Below are 26,697 nucleotides of genomic sequence, written 5' to 3' on the forward strand. Positions count from 1 at the left end.
GCCTCGTGACCCTGCCCGACGGCAAGACCGTCGTGGACACCGCCTTCTCGCGCCTCACCGGCCGCTCCCCCGTCCTGCTGGCCGGCATGACCCCCACGACCGTCGATCCCGAGATCGTTGCCGCCGCCGCGAACGCCGGCTTCTGGGCCGAGATGGCGGGCGGCGGCCAGGTGACCGAAGAGGTCTACAACGAGAACCTGGCGGGCCTGCGCGCCCAGCTGCGCCCCGGCCACACCGCCGAGTTCAACTCCATGTTCCTGGACCGTTACCTGTGGAACCTGCAGTTCGGCCAGGCCCGCATCGTGTCACGTTCGCGCGCGTCCGGGGCCCCCATTGACGGTGTCGTCGTCTCCGCGGGCATCCCCGAGAAGGACGAGGCGCTGGCCCTCATTGAGCAGCTACGCGCCGACGGCTTCCCCTACGTAGCTTTCAAGCCCGGCACGGTCGACCAGATCCGCAAGGTGATTGCGATCGCCCGCGAGGCCGACCCGATCAAGGTCATCGTCCAGGTAGAAGACGGCCACTCCGGCGGCCACCACTCCTGGGAGGACCTCTCCGACCTGCTGCTGGCCACCTACGCGCAGCTGCGCGCCCAGTCCAACATCGTCCTGACCGTGGGCGGCGGCATCGGTACCCCCGAGCGCGCCGCCGACTTCCTGACCGGCGACTGGTCGGCCCGCTACGGCCGCCCGCCCATGCCCGTGGACGGCGTCCTCGTGGGTACCGCCGCGATGACCACGAAGGAAGCGCACACGACGAAGGCTGTCAAGGAGCTGCTCGTGGCCACACCGGGCGTGCCCGCCGGCGACGAGTTCGACGGCTGGGTCGGCGAGGGCGTGACCCGCGGCGGCATGACGTCGGGCCTGTCCCACCTGCGCGCCGACATGCACGAGGTTTCTAACGCGGCGGCCGCCGCCGCGCGCATCATCGCCGAGATCGGTTCCGACGGCGCCCAGGTGCGCGCCCGCAAGGACGAGATCGTCGAGATCCTCTCCCACACGGCCAAGCCCTACTTCGGCGACCTCGAAGAGATGACCTACGAGGCCTGGGTGCGTCGCTTCGCCGACCTGTCCTACCCGTGGGTTGATCCGACATGGCAGATCCGCTACCACGATCTGCTCCAGCGCGTCGAGGCGCGTCTGGCCCCCGTGGACCACGGCGAGGTTGAGACTCTGTTCCCGACCGTCGAGGACGTCGCCGACGCCCACGCCGCCGCCGATCGCCTGATGGCCGCCTACCCGAACGCGGCGACCACGCACGTTACACCGATCGACGCCGCATGGTTCCCGGCCCTGTGCCGTTCCTACCCCAAGCCGATGCCTTTCGTCCCGATCTTGGACGATGACCTCATCCGCTGGTGGGGCCAGGACTGCCTGTGGCAGGCCCAAGACGAGCGCTACAGCGCCGATCAGGTCCGTATCATCCCCGGCCCGGTCTCCGTGGCCGGTATCGATCGTGTCGACGAACCCGTCGCCTCCCTGCTGGGCCGCTTCGAGGCCGCAGCTGCTTCTCGTCTGGCCGACTCCGGCGTGGTGGCAACCCCCGTCGCTTCGCGCCTGGGCAACGGCAAACCGGCCGCGACCCGCGAGGAGTGGCTGCGTAAGGTTCCGTTCATTTCATGGACCGGCCACCTCATGACCAACCCTGCAGCCATCCTCGACGAGGAGCGTGTCTCCCTGAAGGCGACCGACACCGGCGTGGACATGGTCATCCACCTGGACACCGCCTGGGACTCCGATCCGCGCGGCGCCGAGAAGCACGCGGTGCGCGAGCTGATCTTCCCGCTCGTCCTGTCCGGTGAGGATGGCGCGGTTCCCGTCATCGACGAGGCCAAGCTGCCTCAGCACATGTACGCGATGCTCGCGGCCACCGCGGGCGTGACCTCCGTGTCAGTCGCGGGCGACACCGTCGATGCGCTCCCCGTCATGATTTCCTCCACCAAGTCTGCCTTCGGCGAGGCCCACTACTCCTTCACGCTGGCTCCGACCCTGGGCTTTGACCACGCAGAGGCGACCGGCGCCGCATTGCCCGCTACCTACGAGCTGGCCGCCTGGGCGCCCGACGCCCTGCTCGGCCCCGCATGGCCCGCGATTTACGCGGCTCTTGGTTCGGCCATCCACAATGACTACCCAGTCATCGAGGGTCTTCTGAACGCCGTCCACCTCGATCACTCGATCACACTGGAGTGCACGCCCGAGCAGATGCTTGAGCGCGGTATCACCACGATTGATGTGACCAGCTATGTGGCCGCTGTCGACGAATCCTCCTCCGGTCGCATCGTCACAGTCGCGCTCGAGTTAACCGCCAACGGCGAGCACGTGGGTTCCACGCAGGAGCGTTTCGCGATCCGTGGTCGCGCCACCGGCAACCGCGCCCCCTCCGAGGCCGCTCCCTTCGGTGGCGCGACTGTCGAGGTCGTTGACACGCCCCGCTCGGTCCTGCGCCGCGTGAACGTGAAGGCCCCGGACGACATGACGCCCTTTGCGATCGTCTCTGGCGACTACAACCCGATCCATACCTCCTACGCGGCCGCTAAGGTCGCTGGCATGGACGCGCCTCTCGTGCACGGCATGTGGCTGTCGGCCACTGCTCAGCACGCCGCCGAGGCCGTTGTTGGTGACCAGGGCGGTGCCCAGATCGCCGGCTGGACGTACTACATGTACGGCACCGTGGACCTGAATGACGAGGTTGAGATCGCTGTCGAGCGCGTTGGTCGCGTCGTCGGCGGCGGTCTGTCCCTCGAGGTCACCTGCCGTATCGACAAGCAGGTTGTGTCTCGCGCGTCGGCCTACACCTTCGCCCCGAAGGTTGCCTACGTCTACCCCGGACAGGGCATCCAGAGTGCCGGCATGGGGTTGGACGAGCGCGCTAAGTCCAAGGCTGTGGACGAGGTCTGGCGCCGCGCGGATGCGCACACGCGCTCGGCGATGGGCTTCTCCATCCTGGCGATTGTGCGCGATAACCCGACCGAGATCGTGGCGCGTGGCGTGACCTACCGCCACCCCGAGGGCGTCCTGAACCTCACCCAGTTCACGCAGGTCGCGCTCGCGACGCTGGCGATCGGCCAGACGGCTCGCCTGCGCGAAGAGGGCGTCCTGGTCCCCGGCGCTGCCTTCGCCGGTCACTCCCTCGGCGAGTACGACGCGCTGGCCGCCTACGCCGAGGTCTTCCCGCTCGAGACGGTCCTCGACCTGGTCTTCCAGCGCGGTTCCACGATGCACTCGCTCGTGCCCCGCGACGAGAACGGCCGTTCGAACTACCGTATGGGCGCCCTGCGTCCCAACCAGTTCGGCGTGGACGACGCTCACGTCGTGGAGTACGTCGCCTCGATCGCCGAGGCCTCGGGTGAGTTCCTCCAGATCGTGAACTTCAACCTGGCCGACCAGCAGTACGCGGTCGCGGGTACGGTCGCGGGCCTGAAGGCTCTCGAGGGGGACGCATCCAAGCGCGCCGCCGAGCGCGGCGGCAAGCGCCCCTTCATGTACGTTCCCGGCATCGACGTGCCCTTCCACTCCACCGTTCTGCGAGGCGGCGTGGCGGACTTCCGCACGAAGCTTGACGAGCGTATTCCCGCAGAGATCGATCCCGCGAAGCTCGTGGGCCGCTACATCCCCAACCTGGTGGCGCGTCCCTTCGAACTCACCCGCGAGTTCGCCCAGTCCATCCTCGACGTGGTCCCCTCCGAGACGGTGCGCGAGCTGCTTGAGGCTCCCGGCGCGTGGGACGCGGCTCTGGCCAACCCAGGCGCTCTGACCCGCACACTTCTCATCGAGCTGCTGTGCTGGCAGTTTGCCTCCCCGGTGCGCTGGATCGAGACGCAGCGCGTACTGCTCTCGACCGAAGAGGCCGCCCCCGGCGTTGTCGGCCTGGGCGTCGATCAGGTCATTGAGGTCGGCCTCGGCGCCGCCCCAACCCTGGCGAACCTGGCCGCGCGCACGCTGCTCGCCCCCGAGTTCGCGCTCTCGCGCGTCGAGGTCTTTAACGTCCAGCGCGACGAGTCCCGCGTCTACGCGACCGACGTCGCCGTGATCGAGGACGAGGACGACGAGGAGATCGTCGAGGTCGCCGCCCCGGCTCCTGCAGCCCAGGTCGCGCCCGCTGCTCCGGCTCCCGCCGCGGAGGCTGCCCCGGCTCCGGCCCCCGCAGCGCCCACCGGTGGCCCCTCGGGCGCCGACGTCGCGGACCTGCCTTTCACGGCCTCCTCCGCGATTCGAACCCTGCTAGCACTGTCCGCGAAGATCCGCATCGACGAGGTTGGCGCCACCGACACCACCGAATCACTGACCAACGGCGTGTCCTCGCGTCGCAATCAGCTCCTCATGGACATGTCCTCCGAGCTGGGGCTGAACTCTATCGACGGCGCCGGTGAGGCCGACGTGGCCACCCTATCCGCCACGGTCGACAAGGCCGCCAAGGGATACAAGCCTTTCGGTCCGGTCCTGGCCGAAGCCGTCAAGGAGCGCACGCGCAAGCTATTCGGTGCCGCTGGCGTTAAGGCCGCCCGCATCGCCGAGCGCGTCACCGGCACGTGGCAGCTCGGTGCCGGCTGGGCCCAGCACGTCACCGCCGAGATCGTCCTGGGAACCCGCGAGGGTGCCTCGACACGCGATGGTGACCTGGCAACCCTGCCGGTGGACGCGCCGACGAACAGCGCGGGTGTCGATGCACTCATCGACGCGGCCGTGGCCGCCGTCGCTGCCCGCGAAGGTATTGCCGTGTCCCTGCCCAGCACCGGTGGCACAAGTGGTGGCGGTGTCGTGGATTCCGCGGCACTGGACGCCTACGCCGCATCCGTGACGGGCGAGGACGGTGTCCTGGCCAAGACGGCTCGCACGATCCTGTCCGAGCTGGGCCTGAATGCGCCCGCCCCCACGGGCGAAGAATCCAACGACGACGCGCGCGTCATCGACGCCGTCGCCGCCGAACTGGGGTCCGGCTGGGTTGACCTGGTCGAGCCTCGCTTCGATGCTGCCCGTGCCGTCCTCCTGGACGACCGCTGGGCCTCTGCCCGTGAGGACGTCGCACGCTTCGCCATCGAAGGCACCCTCGCCGAGGGCGCGTCCTTCGTGGGCACCGGCCGCGCCGTTGCTAAGCAGGCCTCGTACTGGGCGAACCGACTGCGCGCGGAAGGCGACGCGAACCGTGCCGACCGCCTCGCGCAGATCGCGGTCGATGCGTCCTCCTCCGCGGCGGACCTGCCCTTCGCGAACGACGTCGCAGTGGTCACCGGCATGACCCCCGCCTCCATCGGCGGCGCGGTCGTGGGCGGCCTGCTCGCCGGCGGCGCGACCGTCATCGCGACCTCCTCGTCGATTTCCGCCTCACGCCTGGCCTTCGCCAAGGAGCTGTACCGCACGCACGCCGCGGGCGGCGCGAGGCTGTGGCTGGTTCCCGCGAACCTGGCCTCCTACCGCGACGTGGACGCGCTCGTGGAGTGGATCGGCACCGAGCAGACCAAGTCCGTGGGCGCCGACGTGAAGGTGACCAAGGAAGCCCTGGTCCCGACGCTCTTCTACCCGTTCGCTGCTCCGCGCGTTTCCGGCACGCTCGCCGACGCGGGCCCGGCCTCTGAGAACCAGATGCGCCTGCTGCTGTGGAGCGTCGAGCGTTCCATCGCCGGCCTGTGCGCGATCGGCTCCGACACGCACGCCGACCACCGCCTGCACGTCGTCCTGCCCGGTTCCCCCAACCGAGGCATCTTCGGCGGTGACGGCGCCTACGCCGAGGCCAAGGCCTCCTTCGACGCGATCGCGACCCGCTGGGCCGCCGAGCCGATCTGGGGTTCGCGCGTGTCGATCGCTCACCCGCGAATCGGTTGGGTGCGCGGCACCGGCCTGATGGGCGGCAACGACCCGATGGTCGCCGCCGTCGAGGCTGCGGGCGTTCGCACCTGGTCGACCGAGGAAATGGCCCAGCAGCTACTCAAGCTCTCCAGCGCCGAGGTCCGCGCCCAGGCTGCCATCGCTCCGGTGAACGCCGACCTGACCGGCGGGCTGAACTCCTCCATCGACCTGCGCGCCCTGCGCGCCCAGGTCGAGGCCACCGCGCCCGAGGTCGAAGCCACCGAGCCGGTCGCGACCGTGTCCGCGCTACCCTCGCCCTCGCAGGTCACCGTGCCGCACGTCGAGCCCGCTCAGTGGGGTGACACCTCCGCGTCGCTGGCCGACACGGTCGTCATCGTCGGTCATGGCGAGGTCGGCCCGTGGGGCAGCGCCCGTACCCGTGTCCAGGCTGAACTCGGGATTCACACCGACGGCACCGTCGACCTCACCCCCGCGGGTGTTCTTGAACTGGCGTGGATGACCGGCCTGCTGACCTGGTCGGACACCCCCGTAGGCGGATGGTACGACAAGGACGATCAGCTGGTCCCCGAGTCGGAGATCTTCGAACGCTACCGTGACGAGGTCGTGGCCCGCTCCGGTGTGCGCTTCTTCCACGACGACGGCCCACTGCACGACGGTTACACGCCCGAGTCCGCGATGGTCTTCCTGGACCGCGACATCACGTTCACGGTCGAGGACGAGGCCGAGGCCCGCTCCTACGCCGAGGCTGACCCGCAGTTCACCGTCATTGAGCAGACCGCGTTCGGCGAGTGGCAGGTGACCCGCAAGTCCGGCGCCCAGGTGCGCGTGCCGCGTCGCGCGACCCTCAACCGCCGCATCGGTGGCTTGTTCCCCACGGACTTTGACCCGTCGCGTTGGGGCATCCCGGCCTCTATGCTGGACTCAATCGACCCGATCGCCGTGTGGAATCTGGTCTCCACCGTTGACGCCTTCGTGTCCGCAGGATTCAGTCCCGCCGAACTGCTGCGCATCGTCCACCCGGCGACCGTGGCCTCCACGCAGGGCACCGGTTTCGGTGGCATGAGGTCGATGCACAAGCTCTTCGTTGACCGCTTCCTGGGCGAAGACTACCCGCAGGACATCCTGCAGGAGACCTTGCCCAACGTGGTCGCAGCCCACACCATGCAGTCCTACGTGGGCGGCTACGGCTCGATGATCAACCCGGTTGGCGCCTGTGCGACCGCCGCGGTATCCATCGAGGAGGGCCTCGACAAAATCAAGGCAGGTAAGGCCGACTTCGTCGTGGCTGGCGCCATCGACGACATCCAGGTCGAGTCCATCGTGGGCTTCGGAGCGATGAACGCGACCGCGAACTCGAACGACCTGCTCGCTCGCGGAATCTCCCCGCGCTTCGTCTCGCGCGCCAACGACCGCCGCCGCGGCGGCTTCGTTGAGGCGCAGGGTGGCGGAACGGTGCTGCTGACCCGCGGTTCGATCGCGCTCGAGATGGGCCTGCCGGTCCTGGCGGTCGTCGCTCACGCGCAGACCTTCAGCGACGGCGCACACACCTCGATCCCGGCCCCCGGCCTGGGTGCCCTCGCGGTGGCACGCGGCGGAGCACACTCCGTTATCGCCCGTAACCTCGCTGAACTCGGCGTCGGTATCGACGATGTGTCCTTCGTGTCCAAGCACGATACGTCCACGAACGCCAACGACCCGAATGAGTCGGACCTGCACACCCGCGTCGGCAAGGCGCTGGGCCGCACCCCCGGTAACCCGCTGCTCGTCGTCTCGCAGAAGACCCTCACGGGTCACGCGAAGGGCGGTGCCTGCGTGTTCCAGGTCGGCGGTATCATCGACGTGTTCCGCACGGGCATGATCCCCGCGAACGTCGCACTCGACTGCGTTGACGACGCGATGGAACAGTACAGCCCGCTCGTGTGGCTGCGTTCCCCGCTGAATCTGAACTCGCGCGGTCCGGTGCGCGCGGCGTTCGCGACCTCGCTCGGCTTCGGACATGTCTCCGGCTTCCTGGCCCTTGTCAACCCCGCGGCCTTCGAGGCCATCGTGGAGCGCGAGTTCGGTCGCGACGCACTCGATGCCTGGCGTGCTGCTTCCGATCGTCGCCTACGAAGCGGTCAGCGTCACATCGAGATGGGTATGCTGGGCCACGCCCCGTTGTTCACCTCGATTGATGCACGACGACTGCCCGACGATCCGGCTGCCGGCGTCGCGGGTGATGCGCACGAGGTCGAGGCCGCGATCCTGCTGGATCCAAACGCTCGCCTCGGCGAGGACGGCTTCTATCACCTGCCGGAAAGCAAGTGAGTGATGCGCGGACTCGGCGTTGACCTGGTGTCCCTCCCTGAGTTTGCCGCTCAGGTGAGGGAGCCAGGCTCGGCCTTCCTGGCGGGCGTACTGACGCCCCGGGAGACCCGCCGGGTCCGCGCACGCGCCGCCGCGACCTCGGGCGCGCATCCCGGTTCCGCCCGCTACGACGCGGCCGTGGCTCGTCACGCGGGCGGCCTGTGGGCCGCGAAGGAGGCCTTCGTCAAGGCGTGGTCGTGCGCGCTCTTTGGTCAGTCTCCCCTCATCGGGACAGACGAGGTCGACTGGCGCGAGATCGAGGTCATCCACGATGAGTGGAACCGACCCGCCATCGCGTTACACGGTCGTGTCAGTGCCGCCTGCGTGGAATCGCTGGGTTCCTCCTCATCGTGGAAGGTACTCGTCTCGATCAGCCACGACGGACCAACCGCGATCGCTCAAGTGATCATCGCCGACACGCCAGGCTAAAAAAGATCCTCGGGCGGCGCGGGTTCCTCCGGCTCTTCTCCAGTCTCATCCGAGGCCTTGGGGGTCCCTTTCACCGCCGAATAGTCGAAACGCGACACCGACTGCCAACACGGGTCCGAGGAGTCCTCCTCGGGCCCGTCGTGCGGATACGGGGCAGGGGCGACTGGTGGGCACCCGTCGCGCACCTGCAAGGCCGTACTGGTCGGCACTCCTTGCACCGCGGCCGGTTCCTGGCCTGCGTCACCAGTTCGCGCATCGACCGGGTTCTCTGCCAGAGCACAAGTGTGCTGCGGCTGCGCACCAACCAACCCATGCGCCCCTTCACCCGCTATGTTTCCGTCCGGCACGGGGGTACAGCACACCGTCTCCGTCTCGCTAAGCGGCTCGCGCCCAGAGTGTTCGGTCCTCGTCGAAAAAGGATCATTCGGGCTGCCAGCAGCCGGCTCCTGCGTCGAATGAGCCCCGTTCTTCGTGTACCGCGACGTGCCCTTCGCCATGTCATGCCCAACAGCGCTGGCACGGAACACAATAGACGAACGGATCTGCCCGTTCGCGTCCACCCACGCGTTCGGGACAGGTCGGGCCACCACGATCACCGGATCGCCCTTGCAGCAGCAGCGAACCACGTTGTCGGCTAGCTTGTCCCACGTCTCAATCGTGTACCAGTAGGCGCCATCCTCCACGTAGGAGGCGTTGCCCGTGCGCGCATCGACCGTGAAACGCCAGCGGGGAATTGCCAGGCGAAACGTCGTCACGCACGTGTCTCCCTTGATATGTTTCATCGTCGGGACCGAACCGATACGCCCCTTGAGGGTCGTTGAAATGTCCTGCATCATTGCTTCCCTTTCCGATACTGCCCGGCGAGTGCCGGATACCTCCAGGAAACCCCGCGATCCTCCGCCTTTCAAGCCAGGAGACGCGTTCTGTGGATAGATGCAGACACCCGCGACCCCCTGTGGAAAACGTGACACGAACCATCCCCTGTGGACACGCAGCGCATGCAGGACTCGCGCGTGGCGGCACCCCTCACCGGGATGCCGCCGAATGCTGATGCGTGGGGGAAGTCAGGCCTCGGGTATCTCGCACGTCGCTGGAATACCCAGAGCAATGACCTCGCGTGCAACCTCGCGGGCATGCTCCGTTGTGACGGGCTCGGAGGGGAACAGAACGCGACGGTAGTACTCCAGCTCCTGAATAGACTCCAGGATGTCGGCCAGAGCACGGTGACCACCATGCTTCTCGGGCGACTCGGCGAAGGCCGCGCGGTACCAGCGCTTAGCAAGCTCCTTGATGGAGGAGACGTCCACGAGGCGATAATGCAGGTGGTTGACGACGGAAGGCATGTTCGCTTCGAGGAACATTTTGTCGGTGCCCACCGAGTTACCAGCCAGGAGGGCCTTGCCTTGCTGGGGCACGAAACGCTTGATGTAGGACAGGACCTGCTCGGTTGCCTCTTCCATCGACACGCCACAGGTGTGCAGGTCATCAAGCAGTCCGGAGGAGGTATGCATGTTGCGCACGAAGTCATTCATGTTCTCCAACGCGTCCGCAGGAGGTGTGATGAGAACGTCCATGCCGGGGTCGACGATTGTCAGGTCGCCGTCGGTGACAACAACCGCCACTTCGATGAGGGCATCACGCGCGACATCAAGGCCTGTCATTTCGCAGTCAATCCAGACCAGGGGGTCTTTCAGAGTTTTCACGCCCTCTATGTTAGTGCGCGACTCGTCATACGGTTGGGCGGGTCGCGGCTGCGGTGGCCACTACTACACTGGAAGGGTATTGGAAGGAGTTTTCATGCCCGCTAGTTCTCACGTGACCACACCCAAGGACATCCGTCAGGCTGCGACCGCCCTGGAAGGGGTGGCCGTGCGTACGAACCTGGAGCGCTCGGAGCGCCTGTCCTCCGAGGCCGGCGTCGATATTCTCCTCAAACGTGAGGATCAGCAAAAGTGCCGTTCTTTCAAGGTTCGCGGAGCGTATGCGCGTATGTCGCTCCTGTCACCCGCTGAGCGTGAACGCGGTGTTGTGTGTGCCTCGGCCGGTAACCACGCGCAGGGCTTGGCTTATGCGTGCGCGCATCTGGGCGTGCGGGGCACCATCTATTTGCCGTCGAATACTCCCCGACAGAAGCGTCGCCGCATTGCGACGATCGGCGGAAAGTGTGTCGAGCAGGTCATCGTAGACGGTACCTTTGATCGAGCCAATGCTCTCGCCCAGGAGGCGGCTCGCGCGACGGGACGCACGTACGTTCATCCCTACGACGACCCATTCACGATCGCGGGCCAGGGAACGATCGGCGTTGAACTCGAAGAGCAGATGCCGACGGATACGGCGGCCGTCCTGATCCCGGTGGGCGGCGGTGGCCTCGTGGCGGGCATCGCGACGTGGCTGCGTGCGAATCGCCCGGAGGTTAGGATCATCGGTGTGGAGCCTGCGGGCGCAGCGTCGATGCATGCGGCCCTCGAGGCGGGCCAGCCGATGTCTCTGGCGAAGGTGGATCCTTTCGTGGACGGTACGGCAGTGGGTCGCGCGGGGGCACTACCCTTCCACATTGCCTCTCAGTTCGTTGACTGCGTGCTTGTCGTACCCGAGGGTGCGGTCTGCACGGAAATGCTGGAGCTCTACCAGTCCGACGGCGTTATCGCCGAACCCGCTGGCGCCCTCGCTTCGACAGCCGCGCACGTATTCTTGACGGATCCGTCCGATCGCAAGGCACTTTTGGGTCGCAGCGACGGCGCGATCGTGTGCGTTGTGTCAGGAGGTAACAACGATTTGACGCGTTACGCGGAGGTCATGGAGCGTTCGCTGCGCCACGAAGGCCTGCGCCACTATTTCCTCGTGACGTTCCCTCAGCAGCCGGGCATGCTGCGCATGTTCCTGGAGGATGTTTTGGGACCGGCGGACGACATCGTGCACTTCGAGTACACGAAGAAGAACAACCGTGAACTCGGACCCGCTCTCGTAGGCATCGATCTGACCAACCCGGATGACATCAACGGGCTTCGGCATCGGATGGAGGCCTCTCCCCTGCACGTGGAGGAGCTGCCGCTGGATTCTGAGATCACGCGGCTCGTGATTTAAGAGAGGGCTCGGCGTCGCAGAGGGGCGCGGCTTCGGTGGACGAGGCCGTGGCCCCTCTCTTTTATTGCTGTCCGCGGGCGCGTGTCTGGGATGGGAGCCGCCCGGGATTGTCGCATGGGCCGTGCGCGCGGTGGCCGGGTCGGGTGCTGCGGCGGGGCCGTGGCGAGGAGTGGATCAGGCGGCGAGGGCGACGGGGCGGGTGACGCGCACGCGCACCGCGGGCGTGGAGTTGAAGCGGTAGCCTTCGCCGCGCACCGTCGAGATGAGGTCGGGAGCCGCGGAGAGCTTCTTGCGCAAGCGACGAATGTGAGCATCGACGGTGCGCGAGTCGGCTCCGAGGTCCGCGTGGGCCCACACGGATGCGAACAGTTCGTCGCGGGTGACAGCGCGGTCGGCGTTAGCGGCCAGGTATGCGAGGAGGTCGTGTTCTTTGGCGGACAGTCCCGCATCGCGCCCATCGAGAGTGACCTGTCCGCGGTCGATGTCAATGTCGATGCGGGAGGAACTTAGACGCAGGCCAGCTAGCACATCCAGAAATTCCTCATAGGAGGTGGGGCGGTCGTCGGCGTTGCGGACGGAGGGGGCGGGGGCGTTGACGAGAGTCATGGGTGTATCCGATTCTTCGGGGCCGCACTCCCACTTTCGACGTGGGTATATCACTGCGGCGGTGATTGACAGGTGTATCTGGGGCGTCAATCACATACACATTCGCGAGATCATGCCGCCGGAGGGGCAGCACATAGGGTTCGCGAAGGTCGTCATGGCTCTAGTTTGTCGAAGCCTGGCCAAGGCAGCAACACTATGTTCAATAGGTGAGATTGTGTAACAGGTATGTGCGTCGGATGAGTGTGTGTTCTTCGATGTCATCGCACGGCGCATGACGAGAACTACCACCTCCCATACTCCGTCTCGGCCTCGTTGCCGTGGGTGGCCTGCGATGATGCTGCTATGGCAAGGGGCGAGACCTTTCGGTCCCGCCCCTCACCTCAACGCCTAGGCGACGTTTCAGCCGTCCAGGCCACGCTGGGCACGCACTTGCCGAGTAGCGAAGACAAGGTTGTCCAGCGACGCCTTCGTTTCCGCATAGCCACGCGTCTTCAGGCCACAGTCGGGGTTAACCCACAGGCGCGAGACCGGAACAGCGTCAGCAGCCAGGCCGATCAGCTCAGCGAGTTCTTCGACGCTAGGCACGCGGGGAGCGTGAATGTCCCACACGCCGGGGCCGATACCGTGATCAAAGCCGGCCTCGGCTAGCTCGGGGACGACCTCCATCTTCGAGCGCGCCGCCTCAATCGAGGTCACGTCGGCGTCCAGGCCCTTGATGGCGTCGATGATCTGGCCGAACTCGGAGTAGCACAGGTGGGTGTGGATCTGGGTGTCGGGACGCACGCAGGAGGTGGCCAGGCGGAAGGATCCCACCGACCAGTTCAGGTAGTCGGCGTGACGGTCGGCATCCAGGGGCAGGAGTTCACGCAGGGCGGGCTCGTCGACCTGGATGGCGGCGATACCGGCGGCCTCGAGGTCGGCGACCTCGTCGCGCAGGGCCAGGCCGATCTGGTCAGCGATCTCGGCCAGGGGCAGGTCATTTCGCGGGAAGGACCACGCGATGATCGTAACCGGACCTGTGAGCATGCCCTTGACGGGCTTATCCGACAGGGACTGAGCGTAGGTGGTCCAGCTCACGGTCATGGGTGCAGGGCGGGAGACGTCGCCCCACAGGATGGACGGACGCGTACAACGAGAGCCGTAGGACTGTACCCAGCCGTTGCGTGTCGCAGCGAAACCGTCAAGCAGTTCCGCAAAGTACTGGACCATGTCGTTACGCTCGGCCTCACCGTGGACGAGAACGTCCAGGCCCAACTCTTCCTGGAGGGTGATCACCGAGGCGATTTCCTCACGCATGCGCGCCTCGTAGTCCGCGTCAGACAGCTCACCACGGGCGTTGGCGGCGCGAGCCTTACGGATGTCGGTGGTCTGAGGGAAGGACCCGATCGTCGTCGTGGGTAGCGGGGGCAGGTGCAGTCGCTCGGCCTGGGCGGCCTCACGCTCCAAGTAAGGTTCGCGGGTGCGGTCGGCCTCAGTCAGTCCAGCTGCACGCGCGCGGACCTCGGGGCGCACGACGCCAGGAGTGGCAGCGCGCTGGGCGAGGACGCGAGACGCCTCGGCGACCTCGTCGTCGATGGCTTCCCATCCCTCATCCAGTCCGCGTGCCAGGGTCACCACCTCGACGACCTTCTGATCAGCGAAAGCAAGCCAGGCGTGCAGGTTCTCGTTGAGGGTCGCGTCGTCCCAGGTCTCCAGCGCGGTGTCGTGGGGCACGTGCTGCAGGGAGTTGGAGGTGGCGACGGTGACGCGGCCAGCGCTCAGGGCCTGCGCTGCCTTCAGGGTCTCGCGCGCCTGGGCGAGGTCGGCGCGCCAAACGTAACGACCGTCGATAGCGCCGACAACGAGGGTAACGCCGGACAGATCCGCTCCTTTGGGCAGGGAACCGCGCAGCGTGTCGACGTGGAGGGCCTCGACTCCAGTCTTTGCCAGCGCGCCCACCGCGTGGGAGGCATCGCCGTAGGGGGTGGTGAGCAGGATCTGGGGGCGCTCGGTCGCGGCTGCGAGGCGCTCGTAGACGCGGACAGCCAATTCGCCTAGCTCGGCGCGACTGTGCGAAAGGTTGTCGGATGTCAAGGCGGGTTCGTCAAGCTGAACCCACGGGGCACCCGCTGCGCGCAGGGAGGCCAGTGCCTCCGCGTATGCGGCCACGGCCTCGTCGATGCGGGTGAGCGGATCGAAGTTGGGGGTAGCTGGGTCGGCCTTAGCCAGGGCCAGGTAGGTGACGGGACCAACCAGGACGGGGCGGGTCACGTAGCCCCACTCACGGGCGTCCGTGAAGCGGCGCACGACCGTGTCATCCGCGAAGCGCAGAGGCGTGTCGGGTCCTATCTCGGGGACCAGATAGTGGTAGTTCGTGTCGAACCACTTCGTCATTTCTTCGGGACCGACCTTGTCGTCGCCGCGAGCGAGAGCAAAGTAGAGGTCAAGGCCCTCACGTCCAGCGAAACGCGGGGGGACGGCACCCAGGAGAACCGTGGCATCCAGGACGTGGTCATACAGGGAGGGCGCATCGGCAAGCGAAGCATCGGATGCGTCAAGACCAAGGGCGACCAGGCGCGACAGGTTTTCCTTGCGCAGCTCGTCTGCCGCGTCAAGCAATTCGGCGTCGGTTATACGACCCGCCCAGCGGGCCTCGAGGGCACGCTTGAGCTGACGTTCGCGGCCTATACGCGGATAGGCCAGGATCGTGGCGGTGGGAAACTGCGCGGTGGCAGCGGACATGGTGTTCTCCTTGGGTGTGCTACTCGTGCGGCGCACGCGGGCTTGGCCCGCACCCGGCCGCGGGGTGGATAAAGGGGCGCGTTCAGTCGCGCGTCAAGGGGTGCGAGGCCGGGGACCACTGGGGGTCGGGCGTCACTCCCATGAGGGCCAGGATGTCCAAGACGGGCTTGGCCCTGTTGAAGGTGTAGAGGTGGACGCCCGGGGCGCCCGCGTCCAGGACTGCGTGAATGAGGCGGGAACCAAAGGCCGCGCCGAATTCATTGCGGCGTTCCTGGTCATCCCATCCGGCGAGGGTGGATAGGAGTTGCTCGGGAACCTCAATACCTGTGAGGCTCTGGACGCGGCGCAGGCGCGCCGGGTCGGTCGCGGGAAGGATTCCCGGAACAATCGGGATGGTGACGCCTGCCCGGCGGGCGCGCTCGACGAAGGCGGAATAGACGTCGGCGTCCCAGAACAGTTGGGTGATCGCAAAGGACGCGCCTGCCGCTTGCTTGACGAGGAGACGCTCCACCTCCTGTGAAGGGGTCGTTCCCGCGGCGGGGTTGCCCGCGGGGAACGCGGCGACGGCAATGGTCAGGGGTTTGAAGGCGGAGCGGAGAGCCTCGCCCGGGTGTGCGTCGCAGCGGCGCTTTTCAACCGTGCGAATCAGGTGAATAAGTTCGGTGGCGCTGGCGACACCGCCGGGTCCGGGCGTCCAGTCCTCCTGACCGGCCGGCGGATCGCCGCGCAGAGCGAGGAAGGTTCGTACGCCCGACTCTAAGTAGTCGTACACGGTCGAGACGACTTCGGCTGTCGAATTGCCCACGCAGGTCAGGTGAGCGATCGGCTGAATCGGGGTGTCGCGCACGAGGCGTTGAACCGTTGCGCGGGCATTATTGCGGTCTTTGCCACCCGCGCCGTAGGTCACTGACATGAAATCGGGACGCACCTGAAGGAGATGGTCAACCGTGTCCCAGAACGAGGCTTCCAGGGAGGGCTTGCGTGGAGGCATGACCTCGAAGGACAAGAGCGTGGGTTCGTGGTCGTGGGTGCAAGGACAGGCGTAATCGTCGTCGGAGAATGACACAATAAACTCTTCGGTCGCGGCATCGTCCCGCCTGCGTGCACATGCGTGCATCTGATGTTGTGACGGCGGGTCGGGGCCTGTGGATGGCGGACGTCGGTGTCAGCTGCACATTCGGGCACGAATCGACCCGCACATGCGACGGATGATGTTCGTTCGCGCGTTCATGACCCCAGTATCTCCACCTTCGCGCAGGTCACGCAGGGGCGGTCCACGTAACGGGAGTTTGTGACAGCGCGATTTCACGTGACCCGAGATGGACTCCTGCCAGTAGTTGGTTCGCTCATACTCCCCCGGCGACGAGTTTTCCTAAGCGGCAAGTCCAGCCCGGCGGCTCAGTCTCGTACCCATCCACTCACTCTCCTGGCCTGGTTCGCGAGTATCATGTGGAGAGCTGACAACGGAACGCCCCACGCCGCTGTGCGAGCGCCGCACGTGTCCCCCGAAGGGGCCACGACCTCGTACGGCTGAGCTATTGTCGAACCTCTGAGAACTTTTCCAGTATGGACGCCGGTCACCCGATGAGGAGGATTCATATGTCCAACATCCGCACGGTAGCGTCTGTGACACCGCAAGACTGCTTGGATTTTGCTGACGCTGCCCTGTATCTCGCGGGGCATACGGTCTCGGATCCTTATCTGCGTGAGCTTCACGCAAAGGCAGCGACCGGCGAGATCACCGTCGAGGAAGCGGGGCGTCTCGGTGAGGAATACCTCTGCGCGAAGTTTGGCGTGGATCATGAGTGATCCGTCGTGGGATGCCTATTTCATCCCAGGGACCCACGCGATGCGTAACAAGTTCACTCGCGGAGGACGTTTCCCCAACGGCATACCGTCGATGGTGGTGGTCGGTGCGTTGGAGGAGCATTGGGCGCGGCTGCGTCTGATGGAACTCACACGCTCCCCTCTCCTGGGCCGCTTCGACTACGACCACATGAAGGCAATTCATCGTCACATCTTCCAGGACACCTTCGTGTGGGCGGGCCAGGAACGCAGCGCACCCACGGGCGGGCCAATGATTAAGTTCGGCCCCGATGTGTCAGCGTTCCCCAAGTTTGATCCGCGCGACTATTCGGTCCCGCACGAATATACGTCAGCAGGGCGGGAGCTGACCGAGGCCGCGACACACGAGTACGCTCTCCTCAAGGAGGCCGATTATCTACGCGGACTGGCACTGGGCGACTTCGTCGACAACCTAGCATTACGCTGGGTGTCTCTCAACGTCGTGCATTCCTTCCGCGAGGGAAACACGCGCTCGCAGCTCGTGTTCTTCTCCGAACTCGCCCACCACGCTGGCTACCACCTGGATGCGAGAGCATTCCTACCTCCGAGTCGCGAGGATCGACTGGCTGGCGTCACGAACCCTGTTCGTGAACGTTTCGTCGCGGCGCGCTACTACTTCCAGGACTACCACGATCACACTCCGATGGCCGATACCCTCGCCGACATGATCACTCCGCTGACTGAGGACCAGCGACGCGCCCGGCCCATCGTTCCCATTGAGCAGCGTTGAGAGCACACAGAACCGGGGATCCGGACAACGTCGGATGATCGACTCCCCGCTCGTCGTCGGCGCGTCTCACGCGGGCGTGGGCACGGCGACACTCATCCGGTGCGGATCGGTGGCGCCTCCGACAGGACTCGAACCTGCAACCTCGGGATTAGAAGGCCCTTGCTCTATCCATTGAGCTACGGAGGCGTGGCGCATGTGCGCTGCTTGTAAGACTAGCGGAGGTTAGTCGCGCTTTCCAACGGCGCGGCCCAACAGGAAGGACAGCAACGGGAAGAGGAGCACCGACAGTGCACCGGCGACGACCAACAGGGATGCCAGCCAGGTCGGGATGATCCCCGTGGAAGAGGCCAGGCCGGTGACAGCGACAATGATAGGTAGGCCAGTCGCGCTGTACAGGCCGATGCGCGTTGCATCGGCCCAGTTAACTCTCTCGACGGTCCCGTGGAAGCGCTCTAACACAACGATGGGCAGACCGCGCACGAGGAGGATCGCCCCGATGAAAGAGACGAGCAGGAACGGGTGGGTGGTAACGGCGCCCGGCGAAATCGTCATGCCGGATGTGACGAAGAAGAGGGGTATGAGGAAAGAAAAGCCGAGCGTGCGCAACTCTCCCTCGATCATCGTGAAATTACCGGGGGCCAGGGCGCGCACGATGACGCCGGCGGCGAACGCGCCGAGCACCATGTCCAAATCCAAGACGGCGGACAGGGCCATGAGGCCTGTCAGGATGACCATGACGACGCGCATGAGGGTCTTTTGTGAGGTCTGGGCGCCATGAAGGATAGTGCGCCCAATCTCGGGGTGGCGCAGCACGAAGCGGGTGGGGATCGCGACGGCGACGATGGTGGCGAGCACGAAGAACATGAGCACGGCGAAGGAAAGCCAGGGGCTGCGCGCTGACAGTAGCAGGGACATCGCGATGATGGGCGCGAGTTCGCCGATAGCCCCGTGAACTAGGACGGCCTTGCCGATCGTGGTCCCCATGACGCCGGCTTCCATGAGGATAGGCAGCAGGGTGCCCAGCGCGGTGGAGGTGAGTGCAATAGCCAGCGCGATGTAAGTTGAGTTCTCCACGCCCGTCGTCCCGGCGGCCGCGACGGCGCCCCACGACGCGCCGAGTCCGATGGCGAAGCAGGCGAGCCACGTAACCAGGGCACGCCGACCGGCCTGCCCATGCACCTGTGCGACGTCGATCTCGGTTCCGGCGATGAGGAAAAGCATGCCCATGCCGACCTCACGAAACACTGAGATCGGCTCTGTCAGGGTTGCTAGCCCGAGCACGCCCGGGCCGACGATAACCCCTAGGATGAGGAGCCATACAACGTCGGGTACGCGCTTGCGTGTGAGGGAGGCCAACAATGGTGTGAGCGCTGCCACTGCTGCGATGACAAAGAGGGACACAATCGCCCCTCCGGTGTCGGTGGTTCCGGACACTGCGACGAGGCCGTGGCTCGCTCCCCAACTCGCGGCGAGGACTGTGGTCGTCAGATTCATGTGCGTTCCTTTGCGTGTGTCACGCTCGGGCACACGGTGCCCTCAGGCGTGTGGCACGAGAGTAGGGCATAACGAAGGCCCGGGACGACGAGTCCCGGGCCCGTGCATGGATGCGAGGTCAGCCCTCGACGTCCAGGAGACCGTTCTTGTATGCCTTGGCCAGGCGGCGGGGCACGCGGATCTCACGGCCGGCAACCTTGATGGTGTTCAGCTCGGTAAGATCAGCCTTCCAAGTAGACCGGCGGGTGCGGGTGTTCGCACGGGACATCTTGCGCTTCGGAACTGCCATGTCTTACCGCTCCTCTTCTTTCTCGACGACTATTTTGATCGGTGCGCCACGCGGGCGCACGGCGACAACCCAACTAGATTACCACGGAGCCCGCTCGTGCGGCATATTGCGCGCAGGAGCATGGCTGCGATTCTGGTTACAGACTGGGAACGGCGGGGCTCCCCTAGACTTTCCCCATGCCTATTCTTCGCACCCTCGCCCAAGGCACGCTCCTCACACACGAGATCGAGATCAAGCGATCACGCTTTATCACGACACTGGCCAGGACGGACACTCCGAAGGAGGCTCGTGCGCTCATTGACGAGGTGAAAACGAAGCATCCTCAGGCGCGTCACAACTGCTCGGCGTACCTCATTGATCCGCCGGACGCCGCTGCCCTGCAGCATTCCTCCGATGACGGGGAACCATCGGGGACGGCGGGAACCCCCATGCTGGAAGCTCTGCGCGCCTCCAACACGTGGAATGCGACGGCGATCGTCACTCGCTACTTCGGTGGGATTCTGCTCGGCGGGGGCGGCCTCGTACGCGCCTATTCAACCTCCGTGTCCGAGGCGGTGGCCGCAGCTCCCATCGCTTACCTCGTGGAACGCGATGTGCTGCAAACATGCTTGAATCCCGCTGATGCTGGTCGCATCGAAGCGGAGCTGCGCGCGCGTGGAGCCTCAATCCTGGACGCCACGTGGACTCAAGAGGTGACGCTCACGATTGGTATCGACCCCGCGCAGCGTGACGCCTTTGACGCGTGCCTGGCCCAGGCCTCGTCGGGTGTTGCAAAGTTTCGCTACGTGGAAACGCGCCGGGTTGAACTAGACGAGGCTCCGAGCGGGGGATAACAATTCGGGGGTACCACTTTCTTGGAAGGACCCCTCATGGCTCGCATCGCCTCCACCGTCGCCGATCTGATTGGCGGCACCCCCCTCGTTCGCATTAACCGCATCGCTGGCGACGACGTGGACGTCGTCGCGAAGGTCGAGTCCTTCAACCCTGCTTCTTCCGTCAAGGACCGCATCGCGCGCTCAATCATCGACGCTGCCGAGGCCTCGGGAGCCCTGGCCCCCGGCGGCACGATCGTCGAGGCTACCTCCGGCAACACGGGCATCGCCCTGTCGATGGTGGGCGCGGCGCGGGGCTACAAGGTCGTCATCGTCATGCCCTCCTCCATGTCCCTGGAGCGCCGCGCGATCGTGCGCGCCTTCGGCGCCGAACTGGTCCTCACCGACCCGAAGGGCGGCGTCTCCGCCGCGGTCGCCGAGGCTGAGCGCATCGCGTCCGAGCGCCCCGGAGCGATCATCGCCTCCCAGTTCACGAACCCCGCGAACCCCGCCGCGCACATCGCTCACACGGGCGAGGAGATCTGGGCGGACACCGACGGCCAGGTCGACGTGTTCGTCGCCGGCGTGGGTACGGGCGGCACCATCTCGGGCGTCGCGCGCGTCCTGAAAGACAAGAACCCGAACGTGCACATCGTCGCCGTGCAGCCCGCCGAGTCTCCCCTGCTGACCGGCGGCGCCCCCGGCCCTCACGGTATTCAGGGCCTCATGCCTAACTTTGTGCCCGACACCTTCGACGCGGCTCTCATCGACGAAGTCGTCTCCGTCGAGACCGCGACCGCGCTTGAATTCGCGCGCCGCGCCGCCGCCGAAGAGGGCCTGCTCGTGGGAATTTCCTCGGGTGCTGCCCTGGCGGGGGCCGCCGTGGTCGCGGCTCGCCCCGAACTGGTCGGCAAGAAGATTGTCACACTGCTGCCTGACACGGGTGAGCGTTACCTCTCGACGGCACTGTTCGCCGGTCTTGAAGACTGAACACCCCGTCATGACGCGTTAGAGTGGCCCCGGATAGAATGTCCGGGGCCACTTGCGCACTCGCCGTATCCATCCACCGGAGGAGGAACCCGTGAAGCTCACCGTCCACGCCCTGTCGCGCATTTTTTCTGGCGTGTTCCCCACGAGGGCGCTCGGTTTGTTCCACGAAGACCTGATGACCGCGCGTCGGCGTGACCCTGCGGCCACGTCCTCTCTGGAGATCGCCCTGACCTACCCGGGCGTGCACGCCCTGTGGACTCACCGCGTGTCCCACGCCCTGTGGCAGTTCGGCGCTCACACGCCTGCTCGCGCTTTGTCTTCTGTTGTCCGTGCTGTCACCGGGGTGGACATCCACCCCGAGGCTCAGATCGGTCGACGTGTGTTCATCGATCACGCGACGGGCGTCGTCATCGGCCAGACCGCGCAGGTCGGCAATGACGTCGTCATTTTCCACGGTGTCACCCTGGGCGGCGTCGCCATGACGCCGGGTAAGCGCCACCCCACAGTCGGTGACCATGTCATGATCGGCGCAGGAGCAAAAGTCTTAGGTCCTATCACTGTTGGGACCGGCGTCAAGATTGGCGCTAACGCCGTCGTCGTCAAGGATGTACCCTGCGGCAACGTAGCGATCGGCGTGCCCGCGCGTCTGCTGCCCAAGCCAGAAAAGGATACCCGCGACCGCGATCTGATCGTCGATCCGAGCTATTTCTTTGAGGAGCCGGCGCTCTACATCTGAGCCTGTCGGCTCGTCTGGGGCAATACCCGTCGAGAATTCGTTCACGAACCGCGACAAAGTGAGCACCCTCACCTATAGTTGGTTTATGGACGCTCGAACTCTACATGCCCCATTGGACGCGTTGTCAGCGGCGGATCGGCCCCAGGGTATTGAGATCGCCACGCTCACAACATTCGACATTCCCGCTCTTGCGGCGCTCACCCTCGAGGCGTACGACGACGCTGTCACGCCCGAGGCACTTCTTGAAACCTCCGAGGAACTCCGTCTCACCTTCGAAGGCGCCTTCGGCGAAACAACCGAAGATTCTTTCGTCGGCGCATGGGACGGCGGCACACTCGTCGGCGCGATCCTCGTCGTGCGTGAGTCACCCTGGGATGATGCCCCCGATGGCCCCTTCGTCGTTGACCTGATCGTTGCGCCGGACTACCGTCGGCGGGGCATCGCGACTGCACTCATCTCAGAGGTGGCCTCCAGGTGCACGAACTGGGGTTTCGATTCCCTTGCCCTGCGCTTGGATAGGCGCCACGGCGGCGCTCGAGAACTCTACTCGGTTCTCGGATTCGAGGAAATCGCCTGATCTGCACGGGCAGGAGCGCGAGCCGCGGCCCGCGCTCCCCCCGCAGGAATCCTTGCGCTCAGCGCTGGCAGGACGGACACCAGAACAGGCGTCGGTTCTGCATGAGTGCTTCGCGGATCGGCGTCCCGCAGCGCAGGCACGGACGGCCTGTGCGGTGGTAGGCGTACCAGCGCGAGGCCTCCTCGTCCCCTTCGATCGGCGGGTTGGGTGCCTCCTGCGGGTCCATCGTGTCTAGGCGCCCGGCGGCCAGGCCGCGGTTCATGAGGTCACAGATGAGGACCCACAACTCCCGCAGGCGCTTGAGGGAGATGTTGGCACCCTTGCGGTGCGGTGAGATACCCGCGAGGAACAGGGCGTCGGCACGGTAGATGTTACCCACGCCCGCAATGATCGACTGGTCCATGACGATCTCGCCGATCGCGCGCTTCTTCGAGTGGGCGACCTTGGCGAAACGCTCCATAGCCTCGGCGTCGGAGCGAGCCCCGGCGTCCAGGGGGTCGGGCCCCAGCTTCGATTCGGCTACGACTCGTTCCTCATCCGTGATGAGGTCGCAGCGGTTAGGACCCACGAGGTCGGCGACGGCGTGGTCGTTGAACAGGCGCAGGCGCACGGCTCCGACCGGTTCCGGGGGCTCCCACTCGCCCGCCTTGGCCTCGCCGAACCCCTCGCCCCAGCGGGTCTCGGAGTGTCCGTTCCACTCCCCCTTCTGGGCGTTGGGGATGCGGTGGGCGACACCGTGCCCCTCATCAACAACAGTTTCGTCACCGTTGAAGCGCCACCAGCCGTACAGGCCCAGGTGGATGTGCACCCACCGGTCCGGCCAGGGAGCATCCTCGCCGAGGAGGGGTTCACCACTGCCGGCCGCGGCGCCCTCGAGGAGGTCCACCCCGGCCTCGTACACCTCACCCGGGGTGGGCGCGACAAAACCGATGAACATGTGTTTGCCATGCACGCGCACACGCTGTATGACCCACCCGTCCAGAAGGGCGGCCGAGGACGCGAAGCGCCCCTGCGGGGACGATGCCGAGACGATACCCCCGACGAAAAGCTCGTCGAGGGTACCGGCTAGGCGACGGACTGCATCGCCTTCAGGCATGAGACCTCACTTCTTGACGACGACGTTAACCAGCTTCGGCACGCGGGCGATCACCTTGAGAGGCTGCGCCCCACCGAGGGCCCTCACGATCGGCGCCTCAGCCAAGGCAGCGGCGACGAGGTCGGCTTCGGAAATCGCGGGAGAAACCTCAAGGCGCGCCTTCACCTTGCCGTTGACCTGGACGATGGCCGTGACCTTATCCTGAACCAGCAGCGAGGTATCCTCGACGACCGGGAAGGGCTCGCGGGCCAGGGAGTTTTCATGGCCGAGGCGGCTCCACAGTTCCTCGCACACGTGCGGGGCGACGGGGGCGAGCATGAGGACCAGCGGCTCGATCGCGTCACGCGGGACAGTATCCAGGCTGGTCAGGTGGTTGTTGAGGACGATGAGCTTGGAGATCGCCGTGTTGATACGCAGGTTCTCGTATTCGTCAGTGACCTCGGCGATCGTGCGCGCCACCAGGCGGCGCGTCGCCTCATCCGAGGACTCGTCAGTGACCGTCAGCTCGCCGGTCTCCTCGTCGACGGCGTTACGCCACAGGCGCTGCAGGAAACGCTGAGAGCCGACGACCGCGCGGGTCTCCCACGGGCGCGACAGGTCGAGGGGACCCATGCTCATCTCGTACACGCGGAAGACGTCGGCGCCGTAGGCGTCGTACATCTCGTCGGGCGTGACGATGTTCTTCAGGGACTTGCCCATCTTGCCGTACTCGCGGCCCACGGGCTCGCCCTTGTAGGTGAAGCCGCTGGTCTCGTCGCCCTCGACCTCGTCGGCGGGCACATACTGGCCGCGAGAGTCCGTGTAGGCGTAGGCCTGGACGTATCCCTGGTTGAAGAGCGTGTGGTAGGGCTCGGAGTCGGGCACGTGGCCCAGGTCGAACAGGACCTTCTGCCAGAAGCGGGCGTAGAGCAGGTGCAGGACCGCGTGCTCGACGCCGCCGACGTACATGTCGGTACCGCCGCTAGCCTTACCCTCGCGCGGCCCCATCCAATAGTTCAGGTTCTCCACGTCGGCGAAGCGATCGGAGTTCGTGGGGTCGGTGTAGCGCATCTCGTACCAGCACGAACCGGCCCACTGGGGCATCGTGTTGGTCTCGCGGCGGTAGCGCCTGGGTCCGTCGCCCAGGTCGAGGGTGACGTTCACCCACTCCTCGGCGCGGCCCAGCGGCGCCTCGGGCGAGGATTCGGCGTCGTCGGCGTCGAAGGTGCGGGGGCTGTAGTCGCTGACCTCGGGCAGCTCGACGGGCAGCATCTCCTCGGGCAGGGCGTGCGCGACACCGTCCTCGTCCCACACGATCGGGAAGGGCTCGCCCCAGTAGCGCTGGCGGCTGAAGAGCCAGTCGCGCAGGCGGTAGGTGACGGTGCCGTGGCCCAGACCCTTGGCGACCAGCCACTCGATCATGGCGGCCTTGGCCTCGTCCTTGGCCAGGCCGTTCAGGTCGATCTCGTCGTTCGCGGAGTCGACGGCCACGCCGTCGCCCGTGTAGGCTCCGGCCTCGAGGTCGGGGCCGTAGGGGTCGTCCGCGGGGCCGATGGTACGCACGACGTCGAGGTCGTAGGCGCGGGCGAATGCCCAGTCGCGGTCGTCGTGGGCGGGCACGGCCATGATGGCGCCCGTGCCGTAGCCCCACAGGACGTAGTCGGCGACGAAGATCGGGACCTCGCGACCGTTGACGGGATCGATACCGAAGAGGCCCGTGAAGACGCCGGTCTTGGTGCGTTCCTCGTCGGCGCGTTCGGCTTCGGACTTGGCCGAGGCCTGGGCGCGGTAGGCGCTCACGGCCGCCGCCGGGGAAGCAGCCCCGCCCGTCCACGCATCCTTCGTGCCCTCCGGCCAGGAGACAGGTAGGGTGAGGGCTGCCTCGTCGCCGGCGTCGCCGCCGGCGGTTCCTCCGAGGATCGGGTGCTCGGGGGCGACGACCATGAAGGTCGCGCCGAAGAGGGTATCGGGGCGCGTCGTGTACACGTCTAGGAAATCGGGGGTGGCGCCAGCCTCACGCGCGCCTGGCACGTCGAAGCGGACGGTAGCCCCCTCTGACCGGCCAATCCAGTTGCGTTGCATGGTGCGCACCTTCTCGGGCCAGTTGATGGTGTCGAGGTCGTCGACCAGACGCTTGCCGTAAGCGGTGATGCGCATCATCCACTGGCGCAGGTTGCGCTTGAACACCGGGTAGTTGCCGCGCTCGGAGCGGCCGTCCACGGTGACCTCTTCGTTGGCCAGGACCGTGCCGAGGCCGGGGCACCAGTTGACGGGGGCCTCGGAAACGTAGGCGAGGCGGTAGGAGTCGACGACCTTGGCCTGGGCGGCGCGGTCCAGGGAGTTGTAGTCCGAGCCATCCTCCGGCCGGATCTCACCTGACTCGAGCTTGGCGATCAGCTCACCGATCGGGCGGGCAGCGCCGGAAGAGCCGTCGGGTGCCGTGGCCTCGGGGTCGAACCATGAGTTGAAGACCTGCAGGAAGATCCACTGCGTCCAGTGCACGTACTCAATGTCGGTCGTCGCAAACGAGCGGCGCGAGTCGTGAGACAGACCCATGCGGCGCAGCTGGCGGCGCATGTTCGCGATGTTCTGATTCGTCGTGATAGCCGGATGCTGACCGGTCTGGACGGCGTACTGCTCAGCGGGCAGGCCAAAAGCGTCATAGCCCATCGTGTACAGGACGTTGTCGCCCTTCATGCGGCGGTAGCGCGCCAGCGTGTCGGTCGCGATGTAGCCCAGCGGGTGACCCACGTGCAGGCCCTTACCCGAGGGGTAGGGGAACATGTCGAGGATGAAGAAAGGGTTGCGGGAGGCCAGCGGGCCAGCCAGGTCGCCCGTGGGGTTGTCCGCGTAGAACGTGCCCAGCTCCTCCCAGCGGTCCTGCCACTTCGTCTCGATCTGACCGGCGAGCTCAGCGGTGTAGCGCTGGGCCGGGGCACTCTGCGGATTTTCGCTCATCTGTGCGTTCCTCGCTTAACGATGGGTCGCGTAACAATACTCCCCACCAGCGTAGTTCACCCCCGCCCGCCCCGCCGGACGCGCCCACCTACCGAAGCGAGCGCAAATAGGTGACAATAGTCGCATGAGCACTGTCTTTGAAAACATCATCTCGGGCGTGTGGCCCGGACGCTTCGTGTGGGCCGACGACCTGTGCGTCGC

The 26,697-nt window shown here is 66.0% G+C and carries 18 protein-coding genes, 1 tRNA gene and 1 pseudogene; 10 read left to right on the forward strand and 10 right to left on the reverse strand.

What is annotated here, in order from left to right; translation table 11 throughout:
• Both RYL44_RS06365 and RYL44_RS06370 read left to right on the forward strand, forming a co-directional pair.
• On the forward strand, positions 1–8,111 hold an 8,111-nt coding region (locus RYL44_RS06365; protein WP_314975435.1), incomplete at its 5' end, for a polyketide synthase.
• Between the two features lie 3 nt (positions 8,112–8,114).
• A complete protein-coding gene (locus RYL44_RS06370) occupies positions 8,115–8,579 on the forward strand; it encodes a holo-ACP synthase (RefSeq protein ID WP_314770257.1) in 465 nt (154 codons plus the stop codon).
• Here the strand turns inward: RYL44_RS06370 and RYL44_RS06375 are convergent.
• Together RYL44_RS06375 and orn are read right to left on the reverse strand one after the other, a co-directional pair.
• Positions 8,576–9,412, reverse strand: a complete 837-nt coding sequence (locus RYL44_RS06375; RefSeq protein ID WP_390883804.1) for a single-stranded DNA-binding protein — start codon at positions 9,410–9,412, stop codon at positions 8,576–8,578. The genes RYL44_RS06370 and RYL44_RS06375 overlap by 4 nt on opposite strands.
• Before the next feature lie 231 nt (positions 9,413–9,643).
• Entirely contained in the window at positions 9,644–10,291 is a 648-nt protein-coding gene (orn, locus tag RYL44_RS06380; protein ID WP_129582516.1) for an oligoribonuclease, read from the reverse strand.
• A gap of 85 nt (positions 10,292–10,376) precedes the next feature.
• On the opposite strand from orn, the gene ilvA reads away from it, so the two are divergent.
• The gene (gene ilvA / locus RYL44_RS06385; protein ID WP_314975437.1) at positions 10,377–11,663 is read left to right on the forward strand and encodes a threonine ammonia-lyase IlvA; all 1,287 of its coding nucleotides are present in this window, start codon (positions 10,377–10,379) and stop codon (positions 11,661–11,663) included.
• A gap of 174 nt (positions 11,664–11,837) precedes the next feature.
• Here ilvA and RYL44_RS06390 read toward each other — a convergent pair whose 3' ends face one another.
• The 3 genes from RYL44_RS06390 to RYL44_RS06400 all read right to left on the reverse strand — a co-directional run bounded on the left by RYL44_RS06390 (position 11,838) and on the right by RYL44_RS06400 (position 16,056).
• Entirely contained in the window at positions 11,838–12,269 is a 432-nt protein-coding gene (locus RYL44_RS06390; RefSeq protein ID WP_314975438.1) for a winged helix-turn-helix domain-containing protein, read from the reverse strand.
• A gap of 399 nt (positions 12,270–12,668) precedes the next feature.
• Complete coding sequence (metE, locus tag RYL44_RS06395; protein WP_314975439.1) at positions 12,669–14,990, reverse strand: 5-methyltetrahydropteroyltriglutamate--homocysteine S-methyltransferase; 2,322 nt, start codon at positions 14,988–14,990, stop codon at positions 12,669–12,671.
• 82 nt (positions 14,991–15,072) lie between these two features.
• Positions 15,073–16,056 carry a methylenetetrahydrofolate reductase gene (locus RYL44_RS06400; protein ID WP_314975442.1) on the reverse strand — a complete coding sequence of 328 codons (984 nt, stop codon included), beginning with the start codon at positions 16,054–16,056 and terminating at the stop codon, positions 15,073–15,075.
• A gap of 533 nt (positions 16,057–16,589) precedes the next feature.
• Here RYL44_RS06400 and RYL44_RS06405 point away from each other — a divergent pair.
• Both RYL44_RS06405 and RYL44_RS06410 read left to right on the forward strand, forming a co-directional pair.
• Complete coding sequence (locus RYL44_RS06405; protein ID WP_073983146.1) at positions 16,590–16,799, forward strand: hypothetical protein; 210 nt, start codon at positions 16,590–16,592, stop codon at positions 16,797–16,799.
• Positions 16,792–17,565 (forward strand): Fic/DOC family protein, encoded by a 774-nt coding sequence (locus RYL44_RS06410; RefSeq protein ID WP_314975440.1) that lies wholly within the window; start codon positions 16,792–16,794, stop codon positions 17,563–17,565. Before RYL44_RS06405 ends, RYL44_RS06410 begins: the two co-directional genes overlap by 8 nt.
• A 110-nt stretch (positions 17,566–17,675) precedes the next feature.
• On the opposite strand, the gene RYL44_RS06415 is transcribed toward RYL44_RS06410, so the two are convergent.
• The 3 genes from RYL44_RS06415 to rpmF form a co-directional block, all read right to left on the reverse strand.
• Positions 17,676–17,751: transfer RNA gene (locus RYL44_RS06415), tRNA-Arg, on the reverse strand.
• Positions 17,752–17,787: 36 nt separating this feature from the next.
• Positions 17,788–19,059 carry a cation:proton antiporter gene (locus RYL44_RS06420; RefSeq protein ID WP_073983145.1) on the reverse strand — a complete coding sequence of 424 codons (1,272 nt, stop codon included), beginning with the start codon at positions 19,057–19,059 and terminating at the stop codon, positions 17,788–17,790.
• 118 nt (positions 19,060–19,177) lie between these two features.
• Positions 19,178–19,348, reverse strand: a complete 171-nt coding sequence (gene rpmF / locus RYL44_RS06425) for a 50S ribosomal protein L32 (protein ID WP_073983144.1) — start codon at positions 19,346–19,348, stop codon at positions 19,178–19,180.
• Between the two features lie 176 nt (positions 19,349–19,524).
• Between rpmF and RYL44_RS06430 the strand changes: the two genes are divergently transcribed.
• The 4 genes from RYL44_RS06430 to RYL44_RS06445 all read left to right on the forward strand — a co-directional run bounded on the left by RYL44_RS06430 (position 19,525) and on the right by RYL44_RS06445 (position 22,463).
• Positions 19,525–20,181 (forward strand): YigZ family protein, encoded by a 657-nt coding sequence (locus RYL44_RS06430; protein WP_073983143.1) that lies wholly within the window; start codon positions 19,525–19,527, stop codon positions 20,179–20,181.
• Between the two features lie 36 nt (positions 20,182–20,217).
• Positions 20,218–21,150 carry a cysteine synthase A gene (gene cysK, locus RYL44_RS06435; protein WP_073983142.1) on the forward strand — a complete coding sequence of 311 codons (933 nt, stop codon included), beginning with the start codon at positions 20,218–20,220 and terminating at the stop codon, positions 21,148–21,150.
• A gap of 91 nt (positions 21,151–21,241) precedes the next feature.
• Positions 21,242–21,886, forward strand: a complete 645-nt coding sequence (gene cysE, locus RYL44_RS06440) for a serine O-acetyltransferase (RefSeq protein WP_073983141.1) — start codon at positions 21,242–21,244, stop codon at positions 21,884–21,886.
• Between the two features lie 85 nt (positions 21,887–21,971).
• Positions 21,972–22,463, forward strand: coding sequence for a GNAT family N-acetyltransferase (locus RYL44_RS06445; RefSeq protein ID WP_073983140.1), 492 nt, complete (start codon positions 21,972–21,974; stop codon positions 22,461–22,463).
• A 58-nt stretch (positions 22,464–22,521) separates the two neighbouring features.
• Here RYL44_RS06445 and RYL44_RS06450 read toward each other — a convergent pair whose 3' ends face one another.
• Positions 22,522–23,559 carry an Fpg/Nei family DNA glycosylase gene (locus RYL44_RS06450; protein WP_073983139.1) on the reverse strand — a complete coding sequence of 346 codons (1,038 nt, stop codon included), beginning with the start codon at positions 23,557–23,559 and terminating at the stop codon, positions 22,522–22,524.
• Between the two features lie 6 nt (positions 23,560–23,565).
• The gene (locus RYL44_RS06455) at positions 23,566–26,496 is read right to left on the reverse strand and encodes a leucine--tRNA ligase (protein WP_314975441.1); all 2,931 of its coding nucleotides are present in this window, start codon (positions 26,494–26,496) and stop codon (positions 23,566–23,568) included.
• A gap of 124 nt (positions 26,497–26,620) precedes the next feature.
• On the opposite strand from RYL44_RS06455, the pseudogene RYL44_RS06460 reads away from it, so the two are divergent.
• Positions 26,621–26,697 (forward strand): annotated as a pseudogene (locus RYL44_RS06460) (diadenosine tetraphosphate hydrolase); the annotation flags it as partial.

It is taken from the genome of Actinomyces bouchesdurhonensis, from assembly GCF_963540955.1.
Taxonomy (GTDB): Bacteria; Actinomycetota; Actinomycetes; order Actinomycetales; family Actinomycetaceae; genus Pauljensenia; species Pauljensenia bouchesdurhonensis.

Bases quoted from the DNA above. Each gene is read 5' to 3' on its own strand.
- RYL44_RS06370 (WP_314770257.1), top strand. From the start codon at position 8,115: ATGCGCGGACTCGGCGTTGACCTGGTGTCCCTCCCTGAGTTTGCCGCT.
- RYL44_RS06375 (WP_390883804.1), bottom strand. From the start codon at position 9,412: ATGCAGGACATTTCAACGACCCTCAAGGGGCGTATCGGTTCGGTCCCG.
- ilvA (WP_314975437.1), top strand. From the start codon at position 10,377: ATGCCCGCTAGTTCTCACGTGACCACACCCAAGGACATCCGTCAGGCT.
- RYL44_RS06390 (WP_314975438.1), bottom strand. From the start codon at position 12,269: ATGACTCTCGTCAACGCCCCCGCCCCCTCCGTCCGCAACGCCGACGAC.
- metE (WP_314975439.1), bottom strand. From the start codon at position 14,990: ATGTCCGCTGCCACCGCGCAGTTTCCCACCGCCACGATCCTGGCCTAT.
- RYL44_RS06405 (WP_073983146.1), top strand. From the start codon at position 16,590: ATGTCCAACATCCGCACGGTAGCGTCTGTGACACCGCAAGACTGCTTG.
- RYL44_RS06410 (WP_314975440.1), top strand. From the start codon at position 16,792: ATGAGTGATCCGTCGTGGGATGCCTATTTCATCCCAGGGACCCACGCG.
- RYL44_RS06420 (WP_073983145.1), bottom strand. From the start codon at position 19,059: ATGAATCTGACGACCACAGTCCTCGCCGCGAGTTGGGGAGCGAGCCAC.
- rpmF (WP_073983144.1), bottom strand. From the start codon at position 19,348: ATGGCAGTTCCGAAGCGCAAGATGTCCCGTGCGAACACCCGCACCCGC.
- RYL44_RS06430 (WP_073983143.1), top strand. From the start codon at position 19,525: ATGCCTATTCTTCGCACCCTCGCCCAAGGCACGCTCCTCACACACGAG.
- cysK (WP_073983142.1), top strand. From the start codon at position 20,218: ATGGCTCGCATCGCCTCCACCGTCGCCGATCTGATTGGCGGCACCCCC.
- RYL44_RS06445 (WP_073983140.1), top strand. From the start codon at position 21,972: ATGGACGCTCGAACTCTACATGCCCCATTGGACGCGTTGTCAGCGGCG.
- RYL44_RS06450 (WP_073983139.1), bottom strand. From the start codon at position 23,559: ATGCCTGAAGGCGATGCAGTCCGTCGCCTAGCCGGTACCCTCGACGAG.
- RYL44_RS06455 (WP_314975441.1), bottom strand. From the start codon at position 26,496: ATGAGCGAAAATCCGCAGAGTGCCCCGGCCCAGCGCTACACCGCTGAG.